Source organism: Pantoea sp. FN0305 (assembly GCF_050113845.1).
Lineage (GTDB): Bacteria > Pseudomonadota > Gammaproteobacteria > Enterobacterales > Enterobacteriaceae > Mixta > Mixta alhagi.
In genome coordinates this window covers 136,446-148,595 of the sequence record NZ_JBNJSN010000002.1, presented here as the reverse complement: position 1 = coordinate 148,595, position 12,150 = coordinate 136,446, and the positions used below count along the sequence as shown (strand labels likewise).

12 protein-coding genes are annotated in these 12,150 nt (G+C 57.8%); 7 read left to right on the top strand and 5 right to left on the bottom strand.

From position 1 onward, the window contains the following. Positions 1-33 precede the first annotated feature (33 nt). The 3 genes from ACQE3Y_RS04695 to cysS all read right to left on the bottom strand — a co-directional run bounded on the left by ACQE3Y_RS04695 (position 34) and on the right by cysS (position 3,466). Positions 34-1,125, bottom strand: coding sequence for an oxidoreductase (locus tag ACQE3Y_RS04695; RefSeq protein WP_426974583.1), 1,092 nt, complete (start codon positions 1,123-1,125; stop codon positions 34-36). Then, positions 1,118-1,876, bottom strand: a complete 759-nt coding sequence (locus ACQE3Y_RS04690; RefSeq protein ID WP_426974584.1) for a DeoR/GlpR family DNA-binding transcription regulator — start codon at positions 1,874-1,876, stop codon at positions 1,118-1,120. Before ACQE3Y_RS04690 ends, ACQE3Y_RS04695 begins: the two co-directional genes overlap by 8 nt. Before the next feature lie 210 nt (positions 1,877-2,086). Further along, the gene (gene cysS, locus ACQE3Y_RS04685) at positions 2,087-3,466 is read right to left on the bottom strand and encodes a cysteine--tRNA ligase (RefSeq protein WP_085067661.1); all 1,380 of its coding nucleotides are present in this window, start codon (positions 3,464-3,466) and stop codon (positions 2,087-2,089) included. 245 nt (positions 3,467-3,711) lie between these two features. Here cysS and ppiB point away from each other — a divergent pair, with 245 nt between their 5' ends. From ppiB to purK, 4 genes are all read left to right on the top strand, one after another. Continuing rightward, positions 3,712-4,206, top strand: coding sequence for a peptidylprolyl isomerase B (gene ppiB, locus ACQE3Y_RS04680; RefSeq protein WP_249893841.1), 495 nt, complete (start codon positions 3,712-3,714; stop codon positions 4,204-4,206). Next, the gene (lpxH, locus tag ACQE3Y_RS04675) at positions 4,206-4,922 is read left to right on the top strand and encodes a UDP-2,3-diacylglucosamine diphosphatase (RefSeq protein WP_426980986.1); all 717 of its coding nucleotides are present in this window, start codon (positions 4,206-4,208) and stop codon (positions 4,920-4,922) included. The genes ppiB and lpxH overlap by 1 nt, the downstream gene beginning before the upstream one ends. Positions 4,923-5,067: 145 nt before the next feature. Then, complete coding sequence (gene purE / locus ACQE3Y_RS04670) at positions 5,068-5,577, top strand: 5-(carboxyamino)imidazole ribonucleotide mutase (RefSeq protein WP_250652085.1); 510 nt, start codon at positions 5,068-5,070, stop codon at positions 5,575-5,577. Then, positions 5,574-6,641 (top strand): 5-(carboxyamino)imidazole ribonucleotide synthase, encoded by a 1,068-nt coding sequence (purK, locus tag ACQE3Y_RS04665; RefSeq protein WP_426980985.1) that lies wholly within the window; start codon positions 5,574-5,576, stop codon positions 6,639-6,641. Before purE ends, purK begins: the two co-directional genes overlap by 4 nt. A gap of 36 nt (positions 6,642-6,677) precedes the next feature. Here the strand turns inward: purK and ybbP are convergent, their stop codons facing one another. After that, the gene (gene ybbP, locus ACQE3Y_RS04660) at positions 6,678-9,086 is read right to left on the bottom strand and encodes a putative ABC transporter permease subunit YbbP (protein ID WP_426980983.1); all 2,409 of its coding nucleotides are present in this window, start codon (positions 9,084-9,086) and stop codon (positions 6,678-6,680) included. Next, positions 9,083-9,769: a putative ABC transporter ATP-binding protein YbbA gene (ybbA, locus tag ACQE3Y_RS04655; RefSeq protein WP_250652082.1), complete on the bottom strand. Its 687-nt coding sequence runs from the start codon at positions 9,767-9,769 to the stop codon at positions 9,083-9,085. Before ybbA ends, ybbP begins: the two co-directional genes overlap by 4 nt. Between ybbA and tesA the strand changes: the two genes are divergently transcribed. The 3 genes from tesA to ACQE3Y_RS04640 all read left to right on the top strand — a co-directional run bounded on the left by tesA (position 9,740) and on the right by ACQE3Y_RS04640 (position 12,103). Next, positions 9,740-10,360: a multifunctional acyl-CoA thioesterase I/protease I/lysophospholipase L1 gene (gene tesA / locus ACQE3Y_RS04650; protein WP_250652681.1), complete on the top strand. Its 621-nt coding sequence runs from the start codon at positions 9,740-9,742 to the stop codon at positions 10,358-10,360. The genes ybbA and tesA overlap by 30 nt on opposite strands. A 31-nt stretch (positions 10,361-10,391) precedes the next feature. Further along, the gene (locus ACQE3Y_RS04645; RefSeq protein WP_426974588.1) at positions 10,392-11,165 is read left to right on the top strand and encodes an SDR family oxidoreductase; all 774 of its coding nucleotides are present in this window, start codon (positions 10,392-10,394) and stop codon (positions 11,163-11,165) included. 80 nt (positions 11,166-11,245) lie between these two features. Further along, the gene (locus tag ACQE3Y_RS04640; protein WP_426980981.1) at positions 11,246-12,103 is read left to right on the top strand and encodes a co-chaperone YbbN; all 858 of its coding nucleotides are present in this window, start codon (positions 11,246-11,248) and stop codon (positions 12,101-12,103) included. Positions 12,104-12,150: the final 47 nt, after the last annotated feature.

Genomic DNA, 12,150 nt, shown 5'->3' with positions numbered 1-12,150 from the left:
CGGCTAAGCCGGCTGTTTTTTATTGCTGCACCGTTACTGCACCTGCGGAAAACGCAGCGCACTCTTTTCCCCGGCGCTGAGCGCTGGCGACTGGGCCTGACCGCTTTCTGATGCTTTTACTGCCGCCTCCAGTACTGCCATTACCGCCAGCGCCTGCTCAGGCGGTACCGGATTCTGCTGCGCACCGTTCAGCGCATTGGCGATCTGAATATAATACTGACGCTGATCGCCCGCTGGCACAGGCAGCTGCGTTTGCGCTTCGCCGCTATAAAGCACCATCGCTTCATCATCTTCGCCCCACCCTGCACTGCCAGGTGTCACCCCAGCCAGCAGCTGGCTTTCCTGGCGATCGGCCCGTGCTTTAATCAGACTGCCTTTGGTGCCGTGTACGCTAAAGCGCGCTACGCCACCGGCCACCAGCATGCTGCAATGCAGGATCACGCGATGCGACGGATAATTTAAGACCGCATGCGCCCAGTCATTCACTTCCGCATTATCACGCAGCGTGGCGATATTGCCCTGAACGCTCTCCGGCAAGCCAAACAGCTGAAGCGCCTGATCAATCAGATGTGGGCCGATATCGAACCACAGGCCGCTGCCCGGCACGTTCTGCTCGCGCCAGCGCACGCGAACCTGCGGACGGAAACGATCAATATGTGATTCAAACTGCACCACATGCCCCACCTGCCCCTGCTCTATTGCCTGGCGCACGCCGAGATAGTCACTGTCCCAGCGGCGATTGTGGAATACCGACAGCAACAGCCCTTTCTCCTGCGCCAGCGCGATCAGCTCCCGCGCTTCCTGCATATCCAGCGTAAAGGGTTTATCAACCACCACATGCTTGCCCGCTTCCAGAGCCTGACGCGCCAGCGGTGCGTGCGTGGTGTTCGGCGAGGCGATCACCACCAGATCGATTTCGGGATGGGCGATCGCCTGCTGTGGCTCAGCGATCACACGCATGCCAGGAAAATCGGCATGGACTTTGGCGGCATCGCTGGAGGCGATAGCATACAAGTTCAGGCCCGCCGTAGCGGAGATCAGCGGTGCATGAAAGGTTTTACCGGCAAAACCATAGCCAATCAGCACAACGTTAAGCATCTTTGCAGGCGTAGCGGTGTTACTCATGTTGTTCTCCTTCAGCGATAACAGAGACGTCGGTAGAGGATAAAGCAGGCAGCTCATCCCAGCGACGATCGATAAACAGGCGTTGTATCTCAGCTAAATCCGCGACCCGATGAGGCTGGCAGCGATTCAGTTTTAAATGATCGGCTACCAGCCAGCGCTGGGCGCTGAATGCCAGCATGGCGCGTTTGATTTCTGCATCCGCCTCATGGCTGGCGCTAAGTCCCAGCGTGGGATGCACCGCGCAGGCGCCCAGCACAGCAATATCGGCACGATAACGCTGCAGCATCGCCAGCGTGGCGGCACCAGCGAACAGGCGTTGCTCAGTGTCCCATTGCCCGCCCAGCAAAATGAGCTCAATCCCCGGGCGATCGTTCAGCGCCCAGGCAATATCCAGCGAGGCGGTAATTACCCGCGCCGGAACGGTCAGCGCAGCGGCTACCGCCAGCACCGTGCTGCCTGCATCCAGCATCAGCGTACTGCCCGGCGGGATCTGCGCCGCAACCGCTTCTCCCAGCCGCTGTTTGGTTGTGTTGAGTAGCGCGCTGCGCGCCCGACGCGTCATGGCCGGTAGATCCAGCGCAATCGCCCCGCCATGATTTTTCTGCGCCAGCCCCTGCTGTTGCAGATCGTTCAGATCGCGGCGCACGGTATCAACCGATACCTGCATTATCTGAGCAAGCTGCGTCACGCTGGATTGTCCCTGCTCGCTGAGCAGCGTTAATAAGGCTTTTTGCCGTGCGGCTTTATGCATAAATATCCTCCATGAAAGCAATATACAGCAGAATACTGCAAGATACTGCAAGATACTGCAAGATACTGCAAGATACTGCAAGATACTGCAAGATACTGCAAGATACTGCAAGCTACTGCAAGCTTATCAGAAAGGGCTCGCTAAAGGATAGCGTTAGCGGGAAGTAAAGAGAGCAAAAAAAAGGCCGGTGAGTACCGGCCTTACAGAGGTTTATTTACGACGCCAGGTAGTGCCCTGAGGCCCATCCTCCAGCACAATGCCAAGCGCATTCAGCTTGTCACGCGCGATATCCGCCTGCGCCCAGTCTTTGGCCTGGCGCGCATCGTTACGCATCTTGATCAGCGCTTCAATCTCCGCGACATCGTCATCCTGCGCCCCGCCCTGCAGGAACAGTTCAGGATCCTGACCCAGCAGGCCCAGCACGCCCGCCAGCTCGCGCAGGCGTGCGGCCAGCCCGTTTGCGGCAGTCATATCTTCCGCTTTCAGGCGGTTGACCTCACGCGCCAGATCGAACAGCACCGAATAGGCTTCCGGCGTATTGAAGTCATCATCCATTGCCTCACGGAAACGAGCCACAAAAGCTTCTCCGCCTGCGGCTTCAGCGCTGGCATCGGTGTGGCGCAGTGCGGTATACAAGCGCTCCAGTGCCGCGCGTGCCTGTTTCAGATTCTCTTCGCCATAGTTAAGCTGGCTACGATAGTGACCGGACATCAGGAAGTAACGCACCGTTTCCGCATCAAAGTGCTGCAGCACATCGCGAATGGTAAAGAAGTTGCCAAGAGATTTAGACATCTTCTCGCGATCCACCATCACCATGCCGGAGTGCATCCAGTAATTAACGTACGGGCCGTCATGCGCACAGGTAGATTGCGCAATTTCATTTTCATGGTGCGGGAACATCAGGTCAGATCCGCCGCCGTGAATATCGAAATGCTCGCCCAGCTGTTTGCAGTTCATTGCCGAACACTCAATATGCCAGCCCGGACGTCCGGCGCCCCACGGTGACGGCCAGCTTGGCTCGTCCGCCTTCGACATTTTCCATAAAACGAAATCCATCGGATTGCGTTTCACATCTGCTACTTCCACCCGGGCGCCCGCCTGAAGCTGCTCCAGGTCCTGACGGGAAAGGCAGCCATAATCCGCATCGCTGTCCACGGCAAACATCACGTCGCCATTGCTGGCAACATAAGCGTGACCACGAGCAATCAGCTTTTCCACCAGCTCAATAATTTCACTGATGTGGCGTGTGGCGCGCGGTTCCAGATCGGGCGGCAGAATATTCAGCGCACGGAAATCAGCATGCATTTCCGCAATCATGCGGTTGGTAAGCTCTTCTACCGTTTCCCGGTTTTCATTGGCGCGCTTGATAATTTTGTCATCAATATCAGTGATATTGCGCACATATTTCAGCTGATAGCCGCTGTAGCGTAGGTAGCGCGCCACAATATCAAAAGCCACGAAAGTACGGCCATGGCCGATGTGGCTGAGGTCATAAACGGTAATGCCGCACACGTACATGCCCACTTCTCCGGCATGAATCGGTTTAAATTCCTCTTTTTGTCGCGTCAGGGTATTAAAAATTTTAAGCATTGAACTTTCCGTATAAGCGTGTGCGGATAAACGAAACCAGAAGGTCTATTTTTCACGTAAGCGTCGCGCAATGCAAGAAAGTACACCGCGCAGCGCACTTGCGGCAGGCAGAAAAGGCCCATTGCGCTTACTGACGCCAGCGCGCGAATTATGTTATAAGAGGCGTCTGTTAAAACTGGCCTGGCACTCTGCTTCAGCGTGCGGGTACAGTATCTTGAAAACACCAACCTTTACAGGATGAGATTATGGTTACTTTCCAGACTAATCATGGCGATATCGTGATCAAAACGTTTGATGACAAAGCGCCTGCAACCGTGCAGAACTTCCTGGACTACTGTCGTGAAGGTTTCTACGACAACACCATTTTCCACCGTGTGATCAATGGCTTTATGATCCAGGGCGGCGGCTTTGAGCCGGGCATGCAGCAGAAAGCTACCAAAGCGGAAATCCGTAACGAGGCCAACAACGGCCTGAAAAACACCCGCGGCACGCTGGCGATGGCACGTACTTCCGCCCCGCACTCTGCTACCGCGCAGTTCTTTATCAACGTAGCAGACAACGACTTCCTGAACTTCCGTGACGAAAGCCTGCAGGGCTGGGGTTACTGCGTGTTCGCCGAAGTGGTAGAAGGCATGGATGTGGTTGATAAAATCAAAGGTGTAGCCACCGGCCGCAGCGGCATGCATCAGGACGTGCCGAAAGAAGACGTGATCATTCAGAAAGTCACCGTTAGCGAGTAATGTCACGCACGCTATTCATCGCAGATCTGCATCTGTGTCAGCAAGAACCGGCAATTACTGCCGGTTTTCTGCGTTTTTTACAGCGCGAAACGCAAAATGCTGATGCATTGTACATTCTGGGCGATCTGTTTGAGGCCTGGATCGGCGATGACGATCCCAATCCACTGCATCAGCAGATTGCCGCTGCGCTGCAGGCGCTGCCGCTGCCGGTTTACTTCATCCATGGCAATCGCGATTTCCTGCTGGGCAAACGCTATGCCAGCGCCAGCGGCATGCAGCTGCTGCCGGAAGAGCAGGTGCTGAATCTTTATGGTCGTTCGGTGCTGATAATGCACGGTGACACGCTCTGTACCGATGATGAAGGCTATCAGCGTTTTCGCCGTAAAGTGCATCAGCGCTGGCTGCAACGGCTGTTTCTCGCCCTGCCACTGCGGCTGCGTCAGCGTATTGCGCTGCGTATGCGCGACAGCAGTAAAGATGCTAATCAGCATAAAGCGGTTGAGATTATGGATGTGAATCCTCAGGCGGTAATGGAGACGATGGCACGCCATCAGGTGCAGTGGCTGATCCACGGCCATACGCATCGTCCGGCGGTACATACGCTGACAGTGAATGGCCAGCCAGCGGAACGTCTGGTGCTGGGTGCCTGGCACAGCGAAGGGTCAATGATTGAAGTTACCCCGCAGCACCTGTCTCTGATCCACTTCCCCTTTTAAAAGCGGTCAGCACGCCGCTTTTACTCAGGTAAACCCGCTACGCAACCGTTTTCCTTCCGATTGAGTCATGTTATTCTCTGTGCCCTTCCCGACCGCGTGAAAACCACGCCGGTGACCTTTGGATAATCACAGGAGTCACATCCGCATGTCTCTTAACGCCGCCCCGACCCGCATTGCCATTGTCATGGGTTCAAAAAGTGACTGGGCCACTATGCAGTTCGCTGCGGAAATCCTTACCGTTCTGGACGTTCCTTTCCATGTTGAAATCGTTTCTGCGCATCGCACGCCCGATAAGCTGTTCAGCTTTGCCGAAGGCGCGGCGGATAACGGTTTTCAGGTGATTATCGCCGGTGCCGGCGGCGCGGCGCATCTGCCTGGCATGCTGGCGGCAAAAACGCTGGTGCCGGTGCTGGGCGTGCCGGTACAGAGCGCGGCGCTGAGCGGCGTTGATAGCCTCTATTCTATTGTGCAGATGCCGCGTGGTATTCCGGTGGGTACGCTGGCGATTGGTAAAGCGGGCGCGGCCAATGCCGCACTGCTGGCAGCGCAAATTCTGGCGACACACGATCGTGAGCTAGCGACCCGACTTGCCGCCTGGCGACAGGCGCAAACCGATGAGGTGCTAAATAACCCCGATCCGCGGGAGGAAGCATGAAGCCGGTTTGCGTACTGGGAAATGGTCAGTTGGGAAGAATGCTGCGTCAGGCGGGCGAACCGCTGGGTATCGCGGTTTATCCAGTTGGTCTGGATGCTGAGCCGGAAGCGTTGCCGATTCAGCAGAGCGTGATCACCGCTGAAGTTGAGCGCTGGCCGGAAACCGCGCTGACGCGTGAACTGGCGCGCCATTCAGCCTTTGTGAACCGCGATATTTTTCCGCTGCTTGCCGACCGTTTAACGCAAAAGCAGCTGCTCGATCGGCTGGGGCTGGCAACCGCGCCCTGGCAGTTGCTCTCTTCTGCTGAACAGTGGCCGCAGGTGTTCGCGCAGCTGGGCGAACTGGCGATTGTTAAGCGTCGTACCGGCGGCTATGACGGCCGCGGTCAGTGGCGTTTGCGCGCCGGAGAAACCGATGCGCTGCCCGGAGACTGCTACGGCGAATGCATCGTTGAGCAGGGCATCAACTTTTCTGGTGAAGTTTCGCTGGTGGGCGCGCGTGGACATGACGGCAGAACAGTGTTTTATCCGCTGACGCATAACCTGCATCAGGATGGGATCTTGCGCACCAGCGTAGCCTTGCCGCAGCCTGAACCGGCCCTGCAGCAGCAGGCGGAGCAGATGCTGAGCGCGATTATGCATGAGCTTAACTACGTTGGCGTCATGGCGATGGAATGTTTTGTGGTGCCGCAAGGCCTGCTGATCAACGAGCTGGCACCGCGCGTGCATAACAGCGGGCACTGGACGCAAAATGGCGCCTCCATCAGCCAGTTTGAACTGCACCTGCGTGCGATTCTTGACCTGCCGCTGCCGCTGCCGGTAGTGAGTATGCCATCGGTGATGGTGAACCTGATCGGCACGGCGCTTAATCAGCAGTGGCTCAGCGAGCCGCTGGTGCATCTGCACTGGTATGAAAAAGAGGTGCGGCCCGGTCGTAAAGTAGGCCACCTGAATCTGAGCGATCCCGACAGGCAGCGCCTTGCGGCTGCGCTTCAGGCGTTGGTGCCGATGCTGCCGCCAGAGTATGTCAGCGGCATTGAATGGGCGCAGGCTACGCTGCGCTAAGCGGTATGGCGGTCCGTTTTCGGCGGACCGCCAGCATCAGAAACTGCGGAACAGCGCTTTACCGCGCAGCAGCCGTACTCCCAACCAGCCGCCGCACAATGAAAGCAGCAGCGCCCCGCTTAACGGCAACGCAATCCAGAGCCGGTAGTCAGGCTCCCAGGGAAAATCGAACACCTTACGCTGCAATCCCCATAATGCCGCCTCAGCGCCCAGCGCCGCCGCCACACCCGCCACAATGCCTAACAGCGTAAACTCATACCACAGCGTTGAACGCAGCAGCTTTTTCCCGGCACCCAGCGTGCGATAAACCACCAGCTCCTGCCGTCGCTGTCGCATCCCTACCTGCACCTGAGCCAGCAGCAGCAGCAGGCCACAGGCGGTAACCAGCACCACCATAATTTCCAGCGCCTGGCTCACCTGCGTCAGCACCTGCCCTATCTGGCGCATCATCGACCCGATATCCAGCAGGCTGAGCGTCGGAAAAGCACGGTTCAGCTGGGCCAGCGTCCCGGTGCCGCCATCATAACGGAAGCTGGTAAGCCAGGTTTGCGGCTGCTCATCCAGCGCTCCCGGCGGGAAAATAAAGAAAAAGTTAGGCCGCAGGCTCTCCCAGTCAACTTTACGCAGGCTGCTAATTTTAGCGCTAAACTGCTGCGTATCGCCGGTAAAGGTCAGGGTATCGCCGAGCTTCACGCCTAAACGATCGGCCAGCTCCGCTTCCATCGACACCTCTCCGGCGCGCGGCGGCCACTGTCCGGCCACAATCGGATTATGTTCCGGGCGGCGCGATAACGATGTCAGATTAAGTTCGCGGTTTAGCGCGTTGTCACGGCGTGGATCCACGGCCTGTTGATTAATCTCTGTCAGACGCACGCGCGCAACGGGATAAAAAGTGCCGGGCTCAATCTGATGCTGCGTCAGGAAACGCTGCACGTCCGCTACCTGTTCACGGCTGATATTCAGCAAGAAATAGTTAGGGCTGTCGGCAGGCAACTGCTGCTGCCAACGATCGAGCAGATCGCCGCGCAGCACCAGCAGCAGGGCCAGCAGCATAAAAGAGAGCGAAAAAGCCGCCAGCTGACTTAAGGTTACCCACGGCTGGCGCAGCAGACGATTTATCGCCAGGCGCAGCGCCAGTCGACGTACGGTCAGTCGGCTCAGCAGCCAGAGCGCTCCCCATCCCAACCCCGCCAACAGCGCCGCCAGCAACACCACCCCGCCCAGCAATGCCCAGAGCAGCTTACTGCTGCCCACCAGCAGCACCAGCAGCGCAATCACCACCAGCGCCATGATCGGCAAATAGTAGCGTAACGGCCAGACGGCAGTGATGACATCCTGTCTCAGTACACGCAGCGGCTGCGTCGCCAACAGCAGCCGATAAGGACGCAGACCCACCAGCAGGGAAATGGTAAACAGCGCGCCCAGCGCCCAGATCCATGGCCAGAGTCCGGCGGCGGGCAGTTCGCCAGGGAGAACCGGACGCAGCAGAGTTAACAGCAGGCGCTCAAAGCCCATCCCCAGCACGCTACCGGCCAGCGCCGCCAGCAGCAGCACCGCCAGCCACTGGCCGACAATCAGTTTGCGTAAGGCGCTGCGTCCGGCACCCAGCGTTTTCAGTACCGCGACCAAATCGTAGCGGCTGCGGCAATAGTGGCTCATCGCCACCGCCACCGCCGCCACCGCCAGCAGCAGCGTCAACAGGACAGACAGCAGTAAAAACTGCTGGGCGCGCTGCATCGATCGCCCCCGCGCATCTTCTGAGTTTTCCACGCTCAGCCAGCGCTGATCGCTTTTTAACTGTGGCGTAATCCAGCGATCGTAGCGTCCTAACGCTTCCGCAGCGCCAGCCACTTTATAGCGCCAGGTCAGGCGGCTTCCCGGCTGCACCGCGCCGGTTTTTTCAACGTCGGCGAGATTCATAAGCAGACGCGGCGCGGTTTGAAAAGGATTAAAACCCGCGTCCGGCTCCTGTAAAACCGCTCCGGCGATATGCAACCGGGTATCGCCGATGTCCAGTTCATCGCCCGGTTTAACGCCCAGCAACGTCATCAGCCGTGGTGCCAGCAGTACGCTGCCGGGCTGCGGTTTCAGCCCCGGTGGTTCGGTGCGTAGTTCGCCAAACATCGGGTAAGACTGGTCCACCGCCTTTACCGCCGCCAGCTGCGGCGCTTCGCCCGCAAAGGTCATGGTCATAAAGGTGAGCTGGGCGGAGACGTTCAGGCCCAGTTGCTGCGCCCGATCCAGCCACGGCTGCGGCACCGGATGCGTACTGCTTAATGTGCGGTCGCCCGCCATAAACTCGCGGCTTTGCTGCGTCAGCCCTTTTTCCATGCGGTCGCCCAGCGTACCCAACGCCAGTACGCAGGCAACCGACAAGGTGAGCGCCAGCCAGACGATCAGCAACGAGGGCGAGCGCCATTCGCGCCAGAACCAGCGCCAGATCATGCTTCCTCCCACAGCTTGCCATCACGCACGCGCAGCCGCCGATCGCAACGCGCCGCCAGCTGCAGATCGTGGGTCACCAGAATCAGCGTGGTAGCGTTGTCACGGTTCATTGAGAACAGCAGATCGGCAATGCGATCGCCGGTTTGCCGATCGAGATTGCCGGTCGGCTCATCGGCAAACAGCACGTCAGGACGACCATTAAAGGCGCGCGCCAGCGCCACGCGCTGCTGTTCGCCACCGGAAAGCTGCGACGGCAAATGATGCAGCCGCTTTCCCAGTCCCAGCTGCTCCAGCAGCGCCTGCGCCTGATCGCGACTCTGTCGCTCAGGATCGCCGCGCAGTAATGCAGGTAACTGTACGTTTTCCAGCGCGTTCAGGGTGGGAACCAGCATAAAAGACTGAAAGACGAAGCCGACATGACGCGCCCGCAACTGCGCGCGCTGCTCCTCGTCCATTTTTTGCAGCGGTTCGCCGCACAGCCAGACCTCTCCGCTACTGCCATCATCCAGCCCGGCGAGAATGCCCAGCAGAGTAGACTTGCCCGATCCTGATTCACCAATCAGGGCGATGCTCTGCCCCGGTTTGACAACCAGGTCAACTCCGGTAAGGATGAACAGCTGATGCTCCCCTTCACCGACGGATTTAGTAAGATGATGAACTTCAACAATGTTTTCCGCTGGCATTATCCCTTCCTGTTGTTATTACTGTTACTTACGCGTGTGGCGTCCGCAGAATCACTGTTGGTTCTCGGCGACAGCCTGAGTGCGGGCTATCGCATGTCGGCCAGTGAGGCCTGGCCAGCCCTGCTGGATAAAAAATGGCAGCAGCAGCCAGAGGTGATCAACGGCAGCATCAGCGGCGATACCGCTGCGCAAGGATTAGCGCGTCTGCCTGCGCTGCTGCAACAGCACCATCCTCGCTGGGTATTGATCGAGCTGGGCGGTAATGATGGCCTGCGCGGTTTCCCACCGCAAAATATCGAGCAGGACTTAAGTAAAATTATCACAACGGTTCAGGCGGCCAATGCTCAGCCTCTGTTGATGCAGATCCGTCTGCCGGCGAACTATGGTCGTCGGTATAACGATGCTTTTAATAACATTTATGTCAAACTGGCCCAACAACACAATATTCCGCTGGTGCCCTTCTTTATGGAGCAGGTCTATCTTAAACCACAGTGGATGCAGCAAGACGGTATTCACCCCGCGCCGGATGCGCAGGCATTTATTACCGATCTGATGGATAAAGAACTGGCTCCCCTAGTTAAGCATGAGTAATAAACGGCACAGAAGCCACGGACGTAAAGTTATGCAAAAAAACGTATTAATTACCGGCTGCTCCAGCGGAATCGGCCTGGTTGCAGCCAACGATCTTTTGATGCGCGGCTATCGCGTGCTGGCCGCCTGTCGCAAGCCGGAAGATGTGGCGCGCATGAATGCGTTGGGATTTACCGGAATTCAGCTCGATCTCAACGATGCACAGAGCGTAACGCAGGCGGCGGAACAGGCGATCGCCCTGAGCGAAGGGCGGCTGTATGGGTTGTTTAATAATGCTGGCTATGGCGTTTATGGCCCGCTGGAAACCCTGACGCGTCAGCAGCTGGAGCAACAGTTTGCCAGCAACCTGTTCGGCACTCATCAGTTAACAATGCTACTGTTGCCTGCCCTGCGCGCCAGCGGCGATGCGCGCATTATCAATACCAGTTCGGTCATGGGCCTGATCTCCACGCCGGGACGCGGCGCCTATGCCGCCAGTAAATATGCGCTGGAGGCCTGGGCCGATGCTCTGCGTATGGAGCTGCATGGCAGCGGCGTTCGCGTTAGCCTGATAGAGCCCGGTCCTATTCATACGCGCTTTACCGACAACGTGAATCAGACACAGCAGGAAAAACCCATTAAAAATCCCGGTATTGCGGCACGCTTTACGCTGCCACCGGAGGCGATACTGCCCAAGCTGCGTCATGCGCTGGAGAGCCGTCATCCACGCCTGCGCTATCCTGTGACGCTGGTCGCGCATGTGATGAGTTGGCTGCGGCGCTTGCTGCCAGGCTGGATACTGGATCGCATTTTACGCGGCAACTAACGCGGCAGCGCAAATTTGGCTTGAAGCCGAAGGCAACGCCCCAATATCGTATTAAAGTCATCAGACAAAGAGACGCATACATGTCATTACACGCTTCGATTATTAATATCAACGAATCTAACCTGCAGCAGACGCTGGAACAGTCCATGACGGTGCCGGTGCTGTTCTATTTCTGGTCTGAACGCAGCCAGCACTGCCAGCAGCTTACGCCGGTGCTGGAGCGTCTGGCACAGGAGTATGCCGGGCAGTTCGTGCTGGCGAAGCTGGACTGCGATAATGAGCCGATGGTTGCTTCCCAGTTCGGCCTGCGCGCCATTCCTACGGTTTATCTGTTCCAGAATGGTCAGCCGGTCGATGGCTTCCAGGGACCGCAGCCGGAAGAGGCTATTCGCGCCCTGCTGCAGAAAGTGCTGCCGCGTGAAGAAGAGCTAAAGGCGCAGCAGGCGCTCGAGCTGGTGCAGCAGGGGAAACCGCTGGACGCGCTGCCGCTGCTGAAAGAGGCCTGGCAGCTCAGTAATCAATCCAGCGAAATCGGCTTTCTGCTGGCTGAAGTCTTGATCTCGCTTAACCGCAGCGATGAGGCGGAAGGCGTGCTGAAAGTAGTTCCGCTGCAGGATCAGGATACCCGCTATCAGGGGCTGATGGCGCAGATCGACCTGCTGAAGCAGGCGGCGGATACTCCGGAAATCCAGCAGCTTCAGCAGCAGCTGGAGAGCGAGCCGCAGAATGCCGAGCTGGCAAGCAAACTGGCGCTGCAGCTGCATCAGGTTGGCCGTAACGAAGAGGCGCTTGAGCTGCTTTATCGCTTTTTGAAAACCGATCTCAACGCCGCCGACGGTCAAACGCGTAAAATGCTGCAGGAGATCCTGGCGGCGCTCGGCACCGGCGATGCGCTGGCGGCTAAATATCGCCGCCTGTTATACTCCCTGCTCTACTAATCTCTGCCGACAACGGGCCAGGGTTTGGCCCGTCATAAAACAGTCTG

Excerpts from the sequence above, each read along its gene's own strand:
- ybbA (WP_250652082.1), bottom strand. The coding sequence starts at position 9,769 with ATGCCAGCGGAAAACATTGTTGAAGTTCATCATCTTACTAAATCCGTC.
- purK (WP_426980985.1), top strand. The coding sequence starts at position 5,574 with ATGAAGCCGGTTTGCGTACTGGGAAATGGTCAGTTGGGAAGAATGCTG.
- ACQE3Y_RS04645 (WP_426974588.1), top strand. The coding sequence starts at position 10,392 with ATGCAAAAAAACGTATTAATTACCGGCTGCTCCAGCGGAATCGGCCTG.
- purE (WP_250652085.1), top strand. The coding sequence starts at position 5,068 with ATGTCTCTTAACGCCGCCCCGACCCGCATTGCCATTGTCATGGGTTCA.
- ACQE3Y_RS04640 (WP_426980981.1), top strand. The coding sequence starts at position 11,246 with ATGTCATTACACGCTTCGATTATTAATATCAACGAATCTAACCTGCAG.
- ACQE3Y_RS04695 (WP_426974583.1), bottom strand. The coding sequence starts at position 1,125 with ATGAGTAACACCGCTACGCCTGCAAAGATGCTTAACGTTGTGCTGATT.
- ACQE3Y_RS04690 (WP_426974584.1), bottom strand. The coding sequence starts at position 1,876 with ATGCATAAAGCCGCACGGCAAAAAGCCTTATTAACGCTGCTCAGCGAG.
- lpxH (WP_426980986.1), top strand. The coding sequence starts at position 4,206 with ATGTCACGCACGCTATTCATCGCAGATCTGCATCTGTGTCAGCAAGAA.
- ybbP (WP_426980983.1), bottom strand. The coding sequence starts at position 9,086 with ATGATCTGGCGCTGGTTCTGGCGCGAATGGCGCTCGCCCTCGTTGCTG.
- ppiB (WP_249893841.1), top strand. The coding sequence starts at position 3,712 with ATGGTTACTTTCCAGACTAATCATGGCGATATCGTGATCAAAACGTTT.
- tesA (WP_250652681.1), top strand. The coding sequence starts at position 9,740 with ATGAACTTCAACAATGTTTTCCGCTGGCATTATCCCTTCCTGTTGTTA.
- cysS (WP_085067661.1), bottom strand. The coding sequence starts at position 3,466 with ATGCTTAAAATTTTTAATACCCTGACGCGACAAAAAGAGGAATTTAAA.